At 72.5% G+C, this 18,437-nt stretch carries 15 protein-coding genes; 9 read left to right on the top strand and 6 right to left on the bottom strand.

The annotated features are described in order from the left end of the window. The first annotated feature begins 61 nt into the window (after positions 1–61). Both ACRYCC_RS04800 and ACRYCC_RS04795 read left to right on the top strand, forming a co-directional pair. Positions 62–2,488 (top strand): DUF8508 domain-containing protein, encoded by a 2,427-nt coding sequence (locus ACRYCC_RS04800; RefSeq protein ID WP_433809094.1) that lies wholly within the window; start codon positions 62–64, stop codon positions 2,486–2,488. A gap of 64 nt (positions 2,489–2,552) precedes the next feature. Then, positions 2,553–3,248 (top strand): hypothetical protein, encoded by a 696-nt coding sequence (locus ACRYCC_RS04795; RefSeq protein WP_433809092.1) that lies wholly within the window; start codon positions 2,553–2,555, stop codon positions 3,246–3,248. Between the two features lie 87 nt (positions 3,249–3,335). Here the strand turns inward: ACRYCC_RS04795 and nhaA are convergent, their stop codons facing one another. Continuing rightward, positions 3,336–4,658 (bottom strand): Na+/H+ antiporter NhaA, encoded by a 1,323-nt coding sequence (gene nhaA / locus ACRYCC_RS04790; RefSeq protein ID WP_433809090.1) that lies wholly within the window; start codon positions 4,656–4,658, stop codon positions 3,336–3,338. A gap of 105 nt (positions 4,659–4,763) precedes the next feature. After that, complete coding sequence (locus tag ACRYCC_RS04785; protein ID WP_433809088.1) at positions 4,764–5,870, bottom strand: TetR/AcrR family transcriptional regulator; 1,107 nt, start codon at positions 5,868–5,870, stop codon at positions 4,764–4,766. A 110-nt stretch (positions 5,871–5,980) separates the two neighbouring features. Between ACRYCC_RS04785 and ACRYCC_RS04780 the strand changes: the two genes are divergently transcribed. Next, entirely contained in the window at positions 5,981–7,192 is a 1,212-nt protein-coding gene (locus tag ACRYCC_RS04780) for a cytochrome P450 family protein (RefSeq protein ID WP_433809086.1), read from the top strand. 35 nt (positions 7,193–7,227) lie between these two features. Here ACRYCC_RS04780 and erm read toward each other — a convergent pair whose 3' ends face one another. After that, entirely contained in the window at positions 7,228–8,013 is a 786-nt protein-coding gene (gene erm, locus ACRYCC_RS04775; protein ID WP_433809084.1) for a 23S ribosomal RNA methyltransferase Erm, read from the bottom strand. A 285-nt stretch (positions 8,014–8,298) separates the two neighbouring features. Here erm and ACRYCC_RS04770 point away from each other — a divergent pair, with 285 nt between their 5' ends. Together ACRYCC_RS04770 and ACRYCC_RS04765 are read left to right on the top strand one after the other, a co-directional pair. Further along, on the top strand, positions 8,299–9,090 hold the full coding sequence (locus tag ACRYCC_RS04770; protein ID WP_433809082.1) for an alpha/beta fold hydrolase: 792 nt from the start codon (positions 8,299–8,301) through the stop codon (positions 9,088–9,090). A gap of 95 nt (positions 9,091–9,185) precedes the next feature. Next, positions 9,186–9,956, top strand: coding sequence for an SDR family NAD(P)-dependent oxidoreductase (locus ACRYCC_RS04765; protein ID WP_433809080.1), 771 nt, complete (start codon positions 9,186–9,188; stop codon positions 9,954–9,956). Between the two features lie 101 nt (positions 9,957–10,057). Here ACRYCC_RS04765 and ACRYCC_RS04760 read toward each other — a convergent pair whose 3' ends face one another. Next, complete coding sequence (locus ACRYCC_RS04760; RefSeq protein ID WP_433809078.1) at positions 10,058–11,452, bottom strand: FG-GAP-like repeat-containing protein; 1,395 nt, start codon at positions 11,450–11,452, stop codon at positions 10,058–10,060. 349 nt (positions 11,453–11,801) lie between these two features. On the opposite strand from ACRYCC_RS04760, the gene ACRYCC_RS04755 reads away from it, so the two are divergent. Then, positions 11,802–13,289 (top strand): GGDEF domain-containing protein, encoded by a 1,488-nt coding sequence (locus tag ACRYCC_RS04755; RefSeq protein ID WP_433809076.1) that lies wholly within the window; start codon positions 11,802–11,804, stop codon positions 13,287–13,289. 19 nt (positions 13,290–13,308) lie between these two features. Here ACRYCC_RS04755 and ACRYCC_RS04750 read toward each other — a convergent pair whose 3' ends face one another. Further along, positions 13,309–13,758, bottom strand: coding sequence for a protein-tyrosine phosphatase family protein (locus ACRYCC_RS04750; protein ID WP_433809074.1), 450 nt, complete (start codon positions 13,756–13,758; stop codon positions 13,309–13,311). A gap of 30 nt (positions 13,759–13,788) precedes the next feature. Beyond that, positions 13,789–14,670: a hypothetical protein gene (locus tag ACRYCC_RS04745; protein ID WP_433809072.1), complete on the bottom strand. Its 882-nt coding sequence runs from the start codon at positions 14,668–14,670 to the stop codon at positions 13,789–13,791. Between the two features lie 226 nt (positions 14,671–14,896). Between ACRYCC_RS04745 and ACRYCC_RS04740 the strand changes: the two genes are divergently transcribed. From ACRYCC_RS04740 to ACRYCC_RS04730, 3 genes are all read left to right on the top strand, one after another. Continuing rightward, positions 14,897–15,892 (top strand): YihY/virulence factor BrkB family protein, encoded by a 996-nt coding sequence (locus tag ACRYCC_RS04740; protein WP_433809070.1) that lies wholly within the window; start codon positions 14,897–14,899, stop codon positions 15,890–15,892. A 110-nt stretch (positions 15,893–16,002) separates the two neighbouring features. Then, positions 16,003–17,052, top strand: a complete 1,050-nt coding sequence (locus tag ACRYCC_RS04735) for an NAD-dependent epimerase/dehydratase family protein (RefSeq protein WP_433809068.1) — start codon at positions 16,003–16,005, stop codon at positions 17,050–17,052. Positions 17,053–17,100: 48 nt separating this feature from the next. Beyond that, a complete protein-coding gene (locus ACRYCC_RS04730) occupies positions 17,101–18,357 on the top strand; it encodes an amidohydrolase family protein (protein WP_433809066.1) in 1,257 nt (418 codons plus the stop codon). The last annotated feature ends 80 nt before the right edge of the window (positions 18,358–18,437 follow it).

The raw sequence follows: 18,437 nt of genomic DNA, 5'->3' as shown, positions 1-18,437 counted from the left end.
CGTCATCCTGTGTTCATCATGGTGGCCGACGATACGATCTTGTCGGCCATCGGAGGATCTCGTGCGTGCTGGTGTTCCCCCCCGCCTCAAGAAGGCGACCACGATCGTCACGGTCTGCGGGCTCGCCTTCGCCGGTACGCTCGTCGCCGCCGGCGCCCCCGCGTCCGCGACGCCGTCCGCGTCCGTGGTCGTCAACGAGGTGTACGGCGGTGGCGGGAACTCCGGCGCCACCTACACCAACGACTTCATCGAGCTGGCCAACCGCGGTGAGACGGCCGTGAGCCTGGCCGGCTGGTCGGTGCAGTACCACTCCGGCGGCGCGACCGGCGCCTGGCAGGTGACACCGCTGAGCGGCTCGATCCCGCCGGGCGGGGTCTACCTGGTCGGCGAGGCGCCGGGCGCGGGCGGCACGCAGCCCTTGCCGGCGCCCCAGGCCACCGGCACGATCAGCATGTCGGCCACCAGCGGCACGGTCGCCCTGGTTTCCAACGCCACCGCGCTGACCTGCGCCGACTCGGCGTCCTGTCAGAGCGGCTCGGTCGATCTCGTCGGCTACGGCACCGCTGCGCTCCGGGAGACGGCTCCCGCCGGCGGGGCGTCGAACACCGACTCGGTGCAGCGCAACGGCAGGCCCGACAGCGATGACAACTCCGGCGACCTGTTCGCCGCCGCCCCGACGCCCGGCGCCGCGAACCCGTCCGACGGCGGCGGGGGCACCGGCGGAGGCGAGCCGGGGCCGCTGCGCATCCACGACCTGCAGGGCACCGGCTGGCTGTCGCCGCACAACGGCGAGCAGGTCGTCAACGTGCCGGGCATCGTCACCGGCATCCGGCCGGTGGGCAGCAGCAGGGGCTACTGGATCCAGGACCCGAACCCCGACGCCGACCCGGCCACCAGCGAGGGCATCTTCGTCTTCACCTCCTCACCCGGCGTCGCGGTGGGCGACTCCGTCCTGGTGTCGGGCGGCGTCAAGGACTTCTACCCGCTGTCGAGCGGCGACACGGTACCGGCGACCTCGAACCTGTCGGTGACCGAGATCGGCAGCCCGACCGCGATCGTGCTCTCGCACGGCGAGTCGCTGCCCGCCGCCGAGGTCATCACCCCGGCCACCGTGCCCGCCGCCTACGCGCCGGACCTCGGCGGCGGCAACATCGAGTCCACTCCGGTCGACCCCGCACGCTCGGCGCTGGACTTCTGGGAGTCCCGGGAGGGGATGCGAGTCCAGGTGGACGACGCCAGGGTGGTCGGCCCGTCGAACGGCTTCGGCGAGCAGTTCGTCACGACCAAGCCGGCGCAGGCGACCACGTACCGCGGCGGCACCGAGCTCCTCGCCGGGAACGCCATCCCCTCCGGCCGCATCGAGGTCGTACCGGCCGACGGCGGCAGACCGGGCACGTCGGTCGGCGACGTGTTCACCGGCGCGACGGCCGGGCCGGTCGACTACTCCCAGTTCGGCGGGTACACCATCGCCGCGACGCAGCTCGGTGCCGTCCAGCGCCGCGACCTGCCGCCGGTCGTCGCGGCCGCCCAGGGCTCCCGCGAGCTCGCGGTGGCGACCTACAACGTCGAGAACCTCGCGCCCGGCGACCCCGCGGCGAAGTACGCGCGGCTCGCCCAGGGAGTGGTCACCAACCTGGCCGGGCCCGACATCGTCGCGGTGGAGGAGGTACAGGACAACTCGGGCGCGGCCGACGACGGCGTGGTCCCTGCCGACCAGACACTGGCCAAGCTCACCGCCGCGATCGTCGCCGCGGGCGGTCCCCGGTACGACTGGCGCGCCATCGACCCGGTGAACGACCAGGACGGCGGCCAGCCCGGGGGCAACATCCGGGTGGTGCTGCTGTTCAACTCGGCGCGGGTGTCGTTCGTCGACCGCGGGCCGTCCTCGGTCAACCGCTCGGTCACCGGCACCTCGGTCGGGAAGATCAAGGGAAGACCCGCCCTCAGCCTGTCGCCGGGCCGGGTCGAACCCGCCGATCCGGTGTGGAACGCGAGCCGCAAGCCGCTGGCGGGCGAGTTCCGGTTCCGCGGCAGGACGGTCATCGTCATCGCGAACCACTTCAACTCCAAGCTCGGCGACCAGAACGCGGACGGGCGCTTCCAGTACCCGGCGCAGCCGTCGGCCACGCAGCGCGTGGGTCAGGCCACGGTGGTGCACGACTTCGTGAAGAAGATCCTGCGCGTGGACCGGAAGGCCGGCGTGGTGGTGCTCGGCGACCTCAACGACTTCCAGTTCAGCCCGGCGCTCACGGCGCTGCGGACCGGGACGACCGATGGGTCCCGCGCACCGATCCTGACCGACCTGATCGGCACGCTCCCGGTGAACGAGCGGTACACCTACGTGTTCAACGGCGTCTCGCAGGCGCTCGACCACATCCTGGTGAACACGCGCAGCCGCGGCGTGGAGTACCAGGTGGTCCACATCAACGCCGAATACGCCGACCAGGCGAGTGACCACGACCCGCAGATCGTACGGCTGCGGCCGTAGCCCGCATTCACCCAGGTCACGGGGGCGGGATCCGGCTCTGCGCCGGCCGCGATACGGTCCTGTCATGCCCCGATCAGCCGACTCCGTTCCCCCGCCGTCCCCGGTGACGGCGGACGATCTCGACCGGGCCGTCCAGCTCGCCGTCGCCGCCCTCCGCGAGGCGCCCGCGGCGGCCTGGGACGGCAAGGCCGGTTCGCTGGAGTGGGACTGCTGGGAGACCGTCGAGCACCTGAGCGACGACCTCTTCGCCTACGCCGCCCAGCTCGGCCCCAGGACACCGCCCCTGGACGGTGAGGTGCCCTTCGTGTGGGAGAGCCGGCGGCCCGGCGGCCCGGCGAACGTGATCCACGCCGACCGCGCGGCGGGGCCCGCCGGGCTGCTGCAGGTGCTGGAGGCGAGCGGCGCGCTGCTGGTCGCCATGGTGCGTACGACACCGTCGCGGGTCCGTGCCCACCACGCCCACGGCGTGTCGGATCCGGAGGGCTTCGCCGCGATGGGAATCGTGGAGACGCTGGTGCACACCCACGACCTGGCCGAAGGGCTGGGGCTCACCTGGACGCCGCCCGCCGATCTCTGCTCGCGCGTGCTCGCCCGGCTCTTCCCGGACGCCCCGCAGGCCACGGACCCCTGGCCCACCCTGCTCTGGGCCACCGGCCGCGCCGAACTCCCCGGCCGCCCCCGCCTCACGACCTGGCGCTGGTACGGCACCCCCCGGCCGGAACGGACCGGGAACACCTCGGGCCCGGCCGTCCCCCGGTGACATGACACCGCCTTCCCCTCCGTGATCATGCAATCGTTCGTCGAACGATTGCATGATCACGGAGGGAAGAGGGCGGCGGAGGCTGGGTCAGGGGTGGCCGGGGGCGGGGTCCTGGTAGAGATCGGGGATGCCGTCGTGGTCGGTGTCGATGCTCTCCCGGGCGCACAGACGCCGGTAGACGCGGTTGCGCCAGCGGAGGACGAGAGCGGCCAGGACCGCGGCCGTCAGGGAGCCGAGCAGGATCGCGGCCTTGACGTGATCCTGACGGCCGGCGCCCGCCGGGAAGGCGAGTTCCCCGATCAGCAGCGAGACGGTGAAGCCGATGCCGGCGAGCAGGGCGATGCCCAGCACGTCCCACCAGGACAGATCCTCGTCCAGGGTGGCGCGGGTGAGGCGGGCGAGCAGGTAGGTGGCGCCGAACACCCCGACGAGCTTGCCGGTCACCAGGCCGAGCCCCACGCCGAGGCCCGCCGGGTCGCGCACGGCCGCGCCGATGCCGCCACCGCCGAGCGAGACCCCGGCCGACACCAGCGCGAACAGCGGGACGGCGACGCCGGCCGAGATCGGGCGCCAGCGGTGCTCGAACCGTTCTGAGAGTCCCACCCGTTCGCCCTTCCGGGCCACGACGGGGACGGCGAAGCCCAGCAGCACCCCGGCGATCGTGGCGTGTATCCCGGAGGCGTGCATCAGCGCCCAGGCCAGCACCGCCGGCGGCAGCAGCAGCCACCACCGGGTGATCCGGAGGCGGGTGAGCAGGCCGAAGATTCCGATCACCAGGAGGGAGCCCAGCAGCGGCAGCACACTGATGTGACCGCTGAAGAACACGGCGATCACGATCACCGCCAGCAGGTCGTCGACCACCGCCAGGGTCAGCAGGAACGAGCGCAGCCCGGACGGCAGGTGGGTGCTGATGACGGCCAGCACCGCCATGGCGAACGCGATGTCGGTGGCCATCGGCACCGCCCAGCCCCGCGGTGTCCCCCCGGTCATCGACGCGTTGACCGCCAGGTAGACCAGGCTCGGCACGAGCATGCCGCCGACCGCGGCGACGATCGGCAGCACCGCCCTGGACGGGGAGCGCAGGTCGCCCTCGACGAACTCGCGCTTGAGCTCCAGGCCCACCACGAAGAAGAACACCGCCAGCAGGCCGTCGGAGGCCCACTGCGCCACGGTCAGGTCCAGGTGGGGTCCGGCCGGCCCGAATTTGGCGCCGGTGAAGGCGGCGTAACCGCCCCTCCACGGGGAGTTCGCCCACACCAGGGCCACCAGGGCGCCGCCGAGCAGCACCATACCGCCGATCGTCTCACTGCGCAGCGCCGACGCCACCGCCTGCGCGCGGCGCCAGCTGGGGTGCGCGAACAGACGCTTCTGCGGCGAGGGCGGCGAGGGCGGCGAGGGCGGCGAGGCCATGAGACGACTCCGGAATGTAGACGGCACGACGAGGACTGCGCCGACCAGACTTCCCGGCTCTCCACGATCACACTAACCCACCGTGCCGGCCCCGGCCGAGTGCGGCTAGCCGGGGCGGTCCTCCGGCGAGGCCGGGTGCCGGCCGGCGGAGGCGGCCGCGTGACACGCGCCGCGGCCGTCGGCGCGGGCGACGACACGGCCCGCCTCGACGCGGACGGCGGTCTCGGTGGCGTCGCCGACGGCGGGTACGCCGGCCGCCGCCGCGAGGGCACCGGCCTCGTCGTGCACCACCTGCAGGCGTGGCCATGCCGACCGCGGGAAGGCCTGGCGCAGGCAGCCGCACAGCTCGGCGACGACCAGCCGGGCCAGCGGCGCCAGCTCGTCCGGATCGCCGGTGACCAGGACGACGGTGACCTCGGCCTGGGACGGTGCGGCCCGTACCGCCTCCTCGGCGGCCCCGAGCCGGTGCAAACCCAGGATCGCCACCACCCCGTCGCCGGTGAGCCGTGCGGGCTCGCCGGTCACCGCGTCCGTCGCGCGCGGCGGCGACCACGGCTCGTCGGCATCCCGGGCCGGCGGGACATAGGGCAGGTGCGGGGGCGGCCACCCGCCGCCGAGATCCAGGCCGGTCAGGTGCTCGCAGACACCGACGACGTCGAAGGGGTCGAGAAAACCGGGCGCCGCGGCGTCCATCTGGGCGGCACCGTGCAGGGTGGCGAGCACCGCCTCCGCGACGCGCACCCGCCGGCCGGCCGGAGCGGCGGGGGGCCGCGACCGCTCCAGGGCCAGGCCGAGCAGGAGCGCGTCGAGCTTCATCAGCTGCGCGAACGACAGGCGGGTGCGCTCCTCCGCGAGGATCTCGGGCATCAGGTCCATGCCGAGCCGGGCCGGGCCGTGCTGCTCGTCGGTGGTGAGCGGTAGCCGGGCGACCCAGGCACGGGCCAGCGCGCCGAGCGCTTCGCGGGCGGTGCGGCCCGGCTCCGGGTGTGGTGGCTCGGGTGCGCGTTCGGCCAGGTCGGCCAGGACGGCGAAGTACAGGGCGCGCTTGCCGGGGAAGTTGGAGTAGACCCCGCCGCGGGTGAGCCCGGCGCGCTCCGCGATGCCGTCGACCTTGGCGTCACGGAAGCCGCGCTCGGTGAACTCGTCCCGGGCGGCGGTCAGCACCTTCGCGCGGTTGCGCTCCTGCATCTGGGCTCTGGTCAGCCGGTCCATCGTGCTCCTCGTCCCGGCGTATTGCCGTGCGCTCCGATCCAAGATACCGTGACCATCCAGATGATGAGATCATGTGTTCTGAACATGTGAATCCTGGGAGGGATCCATCCATGACCGGTGCCAGCCAGGATGCGGACGACGTCCCCGAGATCGATCTCACCGACCCGGAGGTCCTGCGCGACCCCTTCACCGCCTACGGGCACGCGCGAGAGCGCTCGCCGCTGGCGCGGCTCATGATCCCCGGCCTCGGCCCGATGTGGGTCCTCACCCGGCACGAGAACGCCAGGGCGATGCTGGGCGACCCGCGGTTCGAGATCAACACCGGCAGCTTCCTCCGGCCCGACGTGCCCGAGGACTGCCTGCCCTACATGCGGACCATGAGCGAAGTGGACGGGCCGGCGCACACGCGGCTGCGCAGGCTGGTCTCCCCCGCGTTCACCGCGCGCCGCGCCGCCGAGTTCCGGCCGCAGATCGAGCCGATCGTCGAGGACCTGCTCGCCGGCCTGCCGGGCCATGCCGAGCAGGGCTCGGTGGACCTGCTGCGGCACTTCGCGCGACCGCTGCCGATCGAGGTCATCTGCGAGCTGGTCGGCGTGCCGGAGTCCGACCGCCCGCGGTGGCGCGAGTACGGAGCGACCATCGCGGCGGGCTCGGGCCGGGGGTTCGCCGAGGCCATCCCCGGGATCATGCACGGCGCGAAGGCGGTGATAGCGCGCCGCCGCGACCGGCCCGCCGACGACCTGGTCTCCGACCTCCTCCACCTGCAGGCCGAGGACGGCGACCGGCTCGACGACGTCGAGATGGTGACGCTGGTCTGGCACCTGGTGCTCGCTGGGCAGACGCCCACGAACCTCATCGCCAACGCCGTGGCGGCCCTGCTCTCCCACCCCGGGCAGCTCGCCGCGCTGCGTGCGGACCCCGGGCTCATGCGTCCCGCCGTCGAGGAGCTCACGCGCTGGTGCGGGCCCACGCTGCTGTCGATACCCCGCTACGCGCGGGAGGACGTCGAGCTGTGCGGCACACCGGTGGGCAGGGGTGAGCCCGTGATCGCCGCGATCGCCGCCGCCAACCGGGACCCGCGCGTGTTCGCCGACCCCGACCGGCTCGACCTCGGCCGGGCAACCGGCCCCCAGGGCCATCTGGGCTTCGCCCATGGGCCGCACTTCTGCCTCGGTGCGTCGCTGGCCCGGGTCCAGACCGAGGTCGCGCTCACGGCGCTGCTGCGCCGTTTTCCCGATCTGGCGCCCGCCGTCGCCCTGGAAGAGGTGCGTGCCCTCGACCCCGGCACCTGGCGGCTGACCACGCTGCCGGTGACCCTCTGACGCGGTGTAGGGGCGAGAAGGTCCTGTCCCTCATCTCAGCGGCCGGGCGTCCGGACGTCGCCGCGGGTGAGGTGCCACAGCGATGCCCACTGGTGGGCGGTGAGGTCCTTGGGCAGTGCCTGGGGGGACACGCGGTTGCGGCGTTCCCAGTCGCGCAGCGCCCGGCGGCCGAGCCGGCCCGTCCCTTCCAGGATCTCGCGCAGGCCGCGCCCCCTGCCGGTGAAGACCTGCTTGACGAAGTCCTGGTATCGCCGGCGGTCGACGGCGAGCGGGGTCGCCCTGCGGCTCATGCTGAGCAGACCGCCGTCGACGGAGGGGACGGGGCGGAACGACCTGGCGGGGACCCGCGCGTGCAGCTCGAATTCGTACCACGGCCACCAGCTCGCGGTGAGCATGCTGGCGCCTCCCACTCCCGCCCGCCGGCGGGCGACCTCCCACTGCACCAGCAGGACCGCGGTGTGCCAGTGGTCGGTGGCCAGGAGCCGCCTGAAGATGGAGGTCGTCAGGTGGAACGGGATGTTCCCCACGATGACGTACGGGTGCCGGGGCAACCGGTAGCGCAGGATGTCCGCGCAGACGACGGTCACGTTGCCCGGGGCGCGGCCGCTGAGCCGCCGGGCGGCCCCCGGGTCCAGCTCGACCGCGGTCAGCGGCCTGCCCTGGCGGCTCAGCGGCAGGGTGAGGGCGCCGTCCCCGGGCCCGATCTCCACGATCGGCCCGGTGGTTCGTGCCACGAGTTCGTCGATGTCGCCGATCACCGAGCGGTCGGTGAGGAAGTTCTGACCGAGCTCGTGTCGTCCGCCCTGATAGGGGTGAGGCATGGGTATGTGCTCCGCGAGGCAGTTCGGAGCCGGGCAGCGCGAAACGCCGCACCGGCGCTGGCCGAGGTGCGGCGGAGCTGGTCGAAGAGGAAGGTCAGCCCGCCGCTAGGCGCGGCGGAGCCTCATGAAGCACGCGAGCGCGACGTTCGGACCCATGCACGGCACCTTAGTACTCGTCACCCGGGACCGGCCGGAATTTCGTTCCCGCCGGGTGTCCGCCGGCGCCGGCCCCGTTCGTCGGAGAGGAGAAGGACACGGATCCGGGCACGACCACAGGGAGAAATCATGAACAAGGTGACCTCGGCGGATGGCACCCCCATCGCCTTCGAGCGGTCGGGCGAGGGCCCGGCGGTCATCGTGGTGGGCGGTGCGTTCAACGACCGGGGATCGGCCGGCCCGCTCATGCGACTGCTGGCGCCCCGTCTCACGGTGATCGGCTATGACCGCCGCGGCCGGGGCGACAGCGGCGACACCCCGCCGTACGAGGTCGAGCGTGAAATCGAGGATCTCGCCGCCCTCATCGCCGAGGCCGGCGGGCCGGTGTCGCTGTACGGCCATTCCTCCGGCGCGGTCCTCGCCCTGCGCGCGGCCGCACACGGACTGCCCGTCTCCAGGCTCGCGCTGTACGAGCCGCCCTTCGAAGCCGATGACGACGCCGCGCGGCGAAGCGCACGGGAGTACGCCGCGTACCTGGCCGAGCTGCTGTCCAAGGGCGACCGGGGCGGCGCGGTCGCACTGTTCATGACCAATGTGGGGCTGCCGCCGGAGATGGTGGAAGGGGCGCGGTCCGCACCGATGTGGCCGGGGCTGGAGGCGATGGCGCACACGCTGGCCTACGACTCCGAGGTCATGGGGCACGCCGGCAGCGGAGGCACGATGCCGGCCGGCCTGGTCGGCGGGCTGCCGACCCCCGCTCTCGTCCTCGCCGGCGAGGCCAGTCCCGCGCGGCTGACCGACGCGGCCCGGCGGGTGGCGGACACCCTGCCGGAGGGGCGGCTCGTCATCCTGGCCGGCCAGACGCACGACGTGGACCCCGAGGTGCTCGCCCCGGTCCTGGCGGACTTCTTTGCCGGCTAAGTCTGGACCATGTGGTCCATTCTGTTGATATCGTCTGGACTACGTGGTCCATTTTGTGGCCGCGCCAACACATAACGATCACAGGGGACTTCAGCATGGGCACACGCCTGGAGCACAAGACGGCGCTCGTCACCGGCGCGACCAGCAACATCGGCCGGGCCATAGCGGTCGCGTTCGCGGCGGAGGGGGCGCACGTCGTCGTCACCGGCCGGAGCAAGGAGCGCGGCGCCGAGGTCATCGAGGAGATTCGGGCCGCCGGTGGCCGCGCCGACTTCGTCCTGGCGGACCTCGACGGCTCCGCGAGGGCGTCGGAAGACCTGGCGGCCGAGGCGACCCGGGTGCTCGGCGGGCGCATCGACGTGCTCGTCAACAACGCCGGCATCTACCCCGCCCCGTCGACGGCCGCCACCGACGAGGCGACCTTCGACCAGGTCTACGCCGTCAACGTCAAGGCGCCGTTCTTCCTCACCGCGGCCCTCGCCCCCGCGATGGCCGAGCGCGGCAGTGGGGCGATCATCAACCTAGGCTCCTGGATCGTCCGCCTCGGCATCCCGCTCGGCTCGCTCTACAGCTCCACCAAGGGTGCGATGGAGACGCTGACCAGGGCCTGGGCTGCCGAGTTCGGCCCCGCGGGCGTACGCGTCAACGCCATCTCGCCCGGCGTGATCCTTCCGTCCCTCCCCGAGGGCGCCGGCGCCGATCTGGCCGAGTCGCTGATGCGCGGCACACCCGCCGGTGGCAGCGGCACCCCCGACGCCATCGGGCACGCCGCCGTCTACCTCGCGAGCGAGGAGTCCGCGTTCGTGCACGGCACCGTGCTCGACGTGGACGGCGGCCGGGTGAGCGTGGCCGTCGTCGCCGCGTGACGGCGAGGACCGGTCCTGGAACCGGATTCGTCGTCGGGTGCGCGCACCGGACGACGGCCATGGCGTCCCCGCCTCCGCGCAGGGACGCCATGGCGCGCCTCTCAGCGCAGCAGGACCCTGCCCAGCTCCGCCGTCCGGCCGGCGATGCCCAGCGTGCCGGGGTTGAACGCGGTGCCGGTCGCGACGCTGATCCCGGCGGACGAGCCGGTGAACACCCAGACCGCCCCCTCGTACCCGTTCTCGCCCGCCGCTCCGGCCGTGAGGTCGGCCCTGCCGTCGCCGTTCACGTCGGCGAGCGCGAGGTCGTCCCCGAACCGGTCGGACCGTTCGGCGGTGCCGGGCACACCGGCGGTGTCCTGTCCGAACATCTGCGCGCCGGTGGTGGTGAGACCGTCGCCGGCGCCGTACAGGAGGGTGACCGCCCCGGCGCTCAGCACGGTGCCGACGGCCTCGCCCGGCGCGCCGATCGCGAGGTCGGCCCTGCCGTCGCCGTTGACGTCTCCGGTGGACAGCGCGTCGCCGAAGTCGTCCACGGGCTCGTCGGTGCCGGGGACCCCCTCGGTGGCCTGGTCGATCACCCGGGCCGCGCCGAAGCCGCTTCCGGTGGCGAGCCTGACGGTGATCTCGTTGTTGCCGCCGGTCACGAGGTCGGCCTTGCCGTCGCCGTTGAAGTCCCCGCCCGCGAGGTCCGCGTAGCTGGTCTCCTCGCTGAAGATCGGCTGGGATGCCAGGCCGGAGGCCGAGCCCTGGTAGACGACGAACCGGCGGAATTCATGGTCGGGACTGATCGAGCTCCAGTAGACCGAGGCCGCGAGGTCAGCGATGCCGTCTCCGGTGTAGTCGGCGGCGGTCGTCATGGTGGAGGCGTTCTCCCCGTCGCTCCCCCCGACCTGGGTCCTGGTCCCGGCGAGGCTTCCGGTCCCGAGCCCCCGGTAGACCCAGATGGCTCCGTTCGCCCCGACGGCGAGATCCGGCGTGCCGTTGCCGTCGAAGTCGCCCGCCGACAGGGACGTCCCGAACCCGCCACCCTGCGTGATTTCGACCGCGCGAGTGGACAGCCCGCCGGGACCGCCGTAGACGAGGGTGACCCGCCCGCCGCCCAGCGGACCGCCGCCGCCGTCCTCACCCGGCGCGCCGATCGCGAGGTCGGCGTAGCCGTCGCGGTCGAAGTCCGCCGAGGCGAGGGCCGAGCCGAAGCCGTCGTACTCTTCGGAACCGCCCGGGATGCCGGCGCTGTTCTGGCTCACCACCTGGCGCTTCGCCGTGTCGGGACCGGCGGCGCCCCCGTACACCACTGTGACGAATCCCGTGTTCACGACGCTGCCGACGGTGCCGGCCGGGCTGCCGAGGGCGAGGTCACGACGACCGTCGCCGTTGAAGTCGCCCGCCTTGGCCGGCGCGGCGGCCGTCGCGGCGGAGGTGACGGCAGGGAGGCCGGTGAGCCCGACGGTGACGGCCGCTACGGCCCCCACGACGGTCACGGGTCGGATGTGCATGCGCTGCCCCTGTCAGGAGACGAATAAAACTCCGATTACGGACAAGACGCATTCTGTTAATACCGGGTTTACGGATACGCCATACGGTGTCCGGATAAGGCCAGTGGGCCGAGAGCCCGGCCGTCCGCCGAGGTGGGCCGTCAGGCGGTCGCCACTGGACTGCCAGATGGCCACGAGCGGCCCCCGTTCCCCGCCGGGCCCGTTACCGCACTGGTGACCCAACGGTCCTCTGCGACACCTAGACCAATCCGCGCAAATTGTGCATCTAGGTAGTGGTTTGACTCTACTGTGTAGCTATCGTCCGGGGCTGTTGACCAGGGGGCGCGGCTTGGTCCTGATAGCGCCGGGGATGCGTTCCCGGGTACCCGCCTGGATCCGCTATCTCCTCGCCGTCATGCTCGTCATCGTGGTGTACTACGTCGCCGCTCTGTGGGAGCCGGTGGCGTACCTCATGCAGGCGGTGCTCTATGTCGGCGTGAGCCTCAGCGTCGTGGTCGCCCTGTGGTGGGGGGTCCGCCGGTACCGCCCCTCGTACCCGAGACCGTGGCGGCTGTTCATGCTCGGCCAGCTGGCATGGTGGACCGGCGACGTCTGCTACACGATGACGGAGGTGTTCGCAGGCAGGGTGGGGTTCCCCGACCTCCCCGACCTGATCTACCTCACGGGCTACCCGCTCTACGCCACAGGGTTCGTCATGCTCATCCGCCGGCGCACGCCCGGGTGGGACCTGCCCAGCGTCATCGACGCGCTGGCCATCGTGACGGGCCTGACCCTGCTGGTGTGGATCTACGTCATCAGCCCCATCGCGCTGGTACCGGGCTCCTCGTCCGGTGATCTCGCGCTCGCCGTCGCCATTCCCGCCCTGGATCTGCTGCTGCTGGTCATCGGTACCCGGCTGCTGCTCGGCGCGGGGGAACGGACCACCTCGTTCTGGCTGCTCGAGGCGGCGCTGGTGGTGATGCTGCTCAGCGATGTCGGCTACAGCACCGAGTCGCTCCTGGGCCTCTACCACTCCGGCAACCACCTGGACGCCTGCTGGCTCTCGGGCTACGCGCTGCTGGGCGCCGCCGGGCTGCATCCCTCCCTGTCCCGGGTCGCCGAGCGCTCGCCGACGCCGGAGCCGCGGGCGGGCCCGGCCCGGCTCATCCTGCTGGCCGTCGCCTCCCTGCTGGGACCGGCCACACTGGGCCTGCAGTACGCGCTGGGCAGGCCGCTCCACGTACCCCTGATCGTCGGTGGCTGCACGGTGCTGACCCTTCTCGTGCTGTGCAGGCTGGGACACCTGGTCGCCACGCAGCAGACGATCGCCGTGACCGACGGGCTGACCGGCCTGTACGCCCGGTGGTACTTCGAGGAGGCACTGCGTATCGAGAACGACCGGGCCCGGCGCAGCGGGCACCCGCTGTCCGTGCTGCTCCTGGACGTGGACCACTTCAAGCAGGTCAACGACACCTACGGGCACCACGGCGGAGACCAGGTGCTCCACGAGATCGCCCGCCGGCTGCGCACCCTGGTCAGGCCGGGAGACCTGGTCGCCCGGCACGGCGGTGAGGAGTTCGCCGTACTGCTGCCGCAGACCGCGCCCAAGGAGGCCGCCCGGGTCGCCGAGCGACTGATCGAGGGCATCGCCTGCCACCCCTTTCCCGTGACCGCCTCCACCGCCATCACCGTCACCGTCTCGGTCGGCATCGCCGGCGGGACCTGGCACCTGCTCGCCGGCGGCGACCTGCCCATCCTCGCGGACGAGGCGCTGTACGCGGCCAAGGCGGCGGGCCGTAACCGCTACGTGGTCGCCGAGGACCTCCGGCCGGTCATGCAGGCCAGGAACCAGCACTGAACGGGACGTACGCCTGGGGTCAGGTCCCGGTGTGGGTGGAGAACCAGATCACCCACCGGCGTTGCCAGGGAGTCTCGGCCGCCCGGTGGTGGTAGTGCTCGCGCGTCCACGCGAGGGCCGCACGCGGAGGCAGACCCGAGAGCGTCGCCAGGCACGCCATGACGGTGCCGGTCCGGCCGACGCCTCCGTGGCAGGCGACCTCGGCGGCCTCGCCTGCTCGCGCGCGGTCATGCAGGCCCGCGATGGACCGGGCGGCGGCGTACCGGTCCAGGGGAAGCAGGAAGTCCGGCCAGGGGATCCACTCGGACGGCCACGGCAGCGAACTCTCATGGCGGTGCCGAAGCCGTGCCGAGCCGAGGTAGAGCGCGAAGTCCGGCAGCGGGCCGGTGGGCGCGGGATCACGCAGCCCGCGCCCTCGAACCCAGGTGCCGTCGGGGAACCGGATCGAGCCGGTGAGCGGTGCCGTCATGGGGAGATTGTCCGTGACGCGAGCCGCGGCTCATGCGGAGGGCATCGTGGCCGAGGTGTCATGACGGGGCACGATCGTGACCGCCAGCCCGATCAGCAGGAGCCCGGCGGTCAGGACCGGGACCGACACGCGTCCGCCCCCGAAGAGCAGCGTGGCGGCGATCAGCAGGTACGTTTTCGCGATCACTGTGGCGACGAACACCACGGTGATCATCCGGCAGCGCTGCAACGCGATCTGCAGCTGTGCCACCCCCAGGCCCCCCGCCGCCACGAACAGGTAGGGGTAGACGGTGGCCGGCGCATCGGCCCGCGACTCCGACAGGCCCTTGACCGCCAGCTCGGCGGCGCCGATCAATATGCCGGCGCTGATCCCGTACGCCACCCCGTTCAGGGGACGGGCGTGCTGTCCCATCGGCCGCAGATCACCGGCGGAGAACAGTGCCACCGGCAGCACCAGCGAGGGGACCACCACCGCGGCCAGCATCAGCGGCGAGGGCGCGGACGGGCCGGGGCCGCCGGATCCCGTCACCGATCCGGCGACCATCACGCTCGCGGCCGCCATGAGCAGCAGGCAGCACCATTCGCCACCGCTCAGCCGCTCCTCGAAGTAACCGAAGGCGATCGCGACGAGGAAGATCAGCCCGGCGACGAAGACCGGCTCCGCGATCGCCAGCGGGAGCGCGGCCAGCGCCACCAGTTGCAGGCCGACCCCCAGCCCCATGATCAGTGCTCCGAGGAGCCAGATGCGGTTCGTGATGATCTGTACCGCCGTGTGCACCACGTGGGCGCCGAGCAGGCGCTGCATCCTCGACGCGGCGACCTTGAAGAACGCGATCCCGAGGAAGTAGACGCCGCTCGAGGCGAAGGCCACCGCGATCCCGGCCGCTGACCCTCCGGAAGCCACACCGCTCATCCGACATCTCCTCGAAGCGCCACCGATGGCCGCGTGAGAGAACCCTAGACTCTTGTTAGCGTTCCGCCAATACCTCTTGTCGCTGTGCTAACAAACCCCTTCCGCATGTGAGCGCACCCGGGCTGCCGAGCTCAGGACACCGGGCCACAGGATCTCCGGGCCGGCACGCATGACCTCGGCAGGGTGGGAAGGATGCGGGGCAGCGTTCCCGTGGCTGGAGGCCTGGATGGGTGTGGTCGGTCGGCTCGACGGCTACCAGCGGCGGCACCGCTGGCTGGGGCTGCCGCTGGCGACGGTCTACAAGTTCATCGACGACCAGGGCAACCACCTCGCGGCGCTCGTCACCTACTACGGGTTCCTGTCGCTGTTCCCGCTGCTCATGCTGCTGGTGACGTTCCTGGAGTTCCTGCTGGGCAACGACCTCGGGCTGCAGCGATGGGTGCTGCGCTCGGCGGTGAACCAGTTCCCGGTCATCGGAGAGCACATCACGCAGGACATCCGCTCACCGCGGGGCAACGGCCTCGCGGTGACCGTCGGCATACTGGTCAGCCTCTACGGCTCGATGGGCGTGGCGCAGGCGGCGCAGAACGCGATGAACAGGATCTGGGGCGTGGCCCGCAACGACCGCCCCAACCCGTTCCTCTCCCGGCTGCGCAGCCTGCTGCTGCTGGTGGTCATCGGCGGCGGGGTCCTGTTCACCACCCTGGTCTCCGGCGTGGTCACCCGGGTTCCCGGCTACGGCCTGCTGGTGCACACCCTCGCCACGGTCCTGGCGGTCGGGCTGAACTCGGTGCTGTTCACGGTGGCCCTGCGCATGCTGACCGTCCGTCCCCTGACCGTGCGGGAGGTGCTCGGCGGTGCGTTCGGCGCCGCCGTGACCTGGCAGCTCCTGCAGTGGGCGGGGGGCTACTACCTCACCCACCTGCTCAGGGGAGCCAGCGCCACCTACGGAGTGTTCGCCCTGGTCCTCGGCTTGATCGCCTGGATCTACCTCGGTGCGCTCACCCTCATCCTGGCCGCCGAGCTGAACGCCGTCCGGGTGGAGCGGATGTGGCCGCGCAGCCTGCTCACCCCCGTCACCGACAACGTCCGCCTCACCCGGGGCGACCGCAAGGCGTACGCGTCCTACGCCGGCACCGAGCAGCACAAGGGATTCCAGACCATCGAGGTCGGCTTCCACCAGGAGCCCCGGCCGGACCAGGGCGACGACCCGCCGACCTGACCCGTTCCGGGCGGTCACCCGGGATCAGCCGCCGAAGGGTCTTCTCGCAGGTGAATGGCGGTCGCCCTCGCCGGGTAGGTGGATGAGGAGCGAACAGGGGAGGGGGAATCGTGCGCGTCGTCGTCATCGGTGCCACCGGCAACGTGGGCACCAGCACCGTCCAGGCCCTGGCCGCCGACGCGGCCGTCACCTCCATCGTCGGCGTCGCCCGGCGCTCGCCGGAGTGGACGGCCCCGAAGACCGAATGGGCCATGGCGGATGTCACCGAGACCGACCTGGTGCCGCTGCTGCGCGGGGCGGACGCGGTGATCCATCTCGCCTGGCTCTTCCAGCCCACCCATGACCCGATGGTGACCTGGCGGTCGAACGTGCTGGGCAGTGCGCGGGTGTTCCAGGCCGTGGCCGAGGCCGGAGTCCCGGCCCTGGTCCACGCGTCGTCGGTGGGCGCCTACTCACCGGGGCCCAAGGACCGGGCCGTCGACGAGAGCTGGCCGACCCACGGCTGGCCCGGCGCCGCCTACAGCCGGGAGAAGGCCTACGTGGAGCGGCTTCTCGACGGCTTCGAGGCCGGCCATCCGGAGTGCCGGGTGGTGCGGCTGCGGCCCGGGTTCATCTTCAAGCCCGAGTCCGCCGCGGCTCAGCGGCGGCTGTTCGCAGGTCCGCTCCTGCCGGGCCGGCTGGCCCGGCCGGGCCTCATCCCGGTGGTCCCCGACCTCGACGGGCTCCGCTTCCAGGTGCTGCATTCCGCCGATGCCGGCCAGGCCTACCGGCTGGCCGTGGTCCGGGACGTTCGCGGCCCGTTCAACCTGGCGGCCGACCCGGTGATCGGCCCGGACGAGCTGGCGGCGCTGCTGGGCGCCCGCAAGGTGCACGTCCCCGCCCGCGGTCTGCGCACCGTCCTCGCCGCGGCATGGACCCTCCGGCTCCTGCCGGCCTCACCGCAGCTCCTCGACCTCGTGCTCCGGGTACCGATCATGGACGTCTCCCGGGCCCGGACCGAGCTCGGCTGGGTTCCCGAGCACACCTCGCTCGACGCGCTGCGCGACCTCCTCGAGGGGCTGCGCGCGAACGAGGGCATGCCGACGCCGCCGCTGTCCCCCGCGACCGGCGGGCCGTCCCGGCTGCACGAGTTCCTCACCGGCGTCGGCAAGAGGCCCTGAGGCCGAAAGGGAGGACAGCGGTCCCTCCGTGGCCACACCATGTGCCCCATGGACGTTCCAGAGCTGGTGGTACGGCACGCGCGACTGCGGGGGCGCCCGGGACTGTGGACGCTGGCGGCCGGTGACGGCAGGCTGGCCATGGTCGTGCCCGATGACCCGAGATCGGATCTCCGGGCACCGGTGACCCTCGACGCGGACGGCGCGCTGGTGACCGAACCGTTCGTGGACGCCCACCTGCACCTGTGCAAGGCGCACACCCTCGATCGCGCCGGAGCGGCGGCACTGTCCGACTACACGTCGGGGACCATGGGCGCCGCGATGGGGGCGATCGAGAAGGCCGCCGAGGTCAAGCTGGACCAGACCTACGACGCCGTCCTGGGCCGGGCCCGATCGGTGCTCGTCGAGTCCGTACGGCATGGCGTGCGCGCAGTGCAGGCCTTCGCCGACGTCGATCCGCGGGCCGGCCTCACCGGCCTGGACGCGCTGCTGGCCCTGCGCGCGGAGTTCCGCGGCCTGGTGGACGTCACGGTGGTGGCCTTTCCCCAGGACGGGCTCCTGCGCGACCCGGGCACCGAGGAGCTCATGGTGGAGGCCGTCCGGCGGGGCGCCGACGTGGTCGGCGGCATCCCGTGGATCGAGTGGACCGACGCCGACGCGGCCGAGCACGTCGATCGCATGACCGATCTCGCCCGCGCGCACGGCCTGCGCGTGGCGATGCTGGTCGACGACGCCGGCGACGCGGGCCTGCGCACCACCGAGATGCTGGCCACGGCCCTGCTCGAACGCGGCATGGCGGGGCGTGGAAGCGCGCAGCACGCCCGGGCGATGGCGCTCTACCCGCAGCCCTACCTGCGCCGGCTGATCGGGCTGTGCCGGGCCGCGGGGCTGGGGTTCGTCAGCGATCCGCACACCGGGCCGCTGCACCTGCCGGTCTTCCAGCTCGCCGACGCCGGCGTTCCCGTCGCGCTCGGCCAGGACGACATCGAGGACGCCTACTACCCCTTCGGGCGGCACAACCTGCTGGAGGTGGCCTTCCTCGGTGCCCACCTGCTGGAGGCCAGGACCGACACCGCGCTGGACAGGCTGTACGACATGATCACCCTGGACGCCGCCCGGGTGATCGGCCGCCCCCGGCCGGGCCTGACGGCCGATTCTCCGGCCGACTTCGTCGTCCTGGACGGCAGCACCGTCCGGGAGGCGCTGACCCGGCACGCGCCACCGCGGCACGTGGTGGTCGGCGGCCGGGTCGTGGCGAGCACCCGCTCCACGACCGACTTCGGCCCCGCCGTGCCCCGGCGTCCCTGAACCGTGCAAACCGCGGCCCTGGACGCGGGCCCCCGGTGCGGCGCGGTCCGGGCGGCGAATGCCGCTCCCCTGCACGGGGT

Source organism: Actinomadura scrupuli (assembly GCF_050971785.1).
Taxonomy (GTDB): Bacteria; Actinomycetota; Actinomycetes; order Streptosporangiales; family Streptosporangiaceae; genus Actinomadura_E; species Actinomadura_E scrupuli.
The sequence above is the reverse complement of the archived record's forward strand: the minus strand, read 5'-3'. Positions and strand labels throughout refer to the sequence as shown.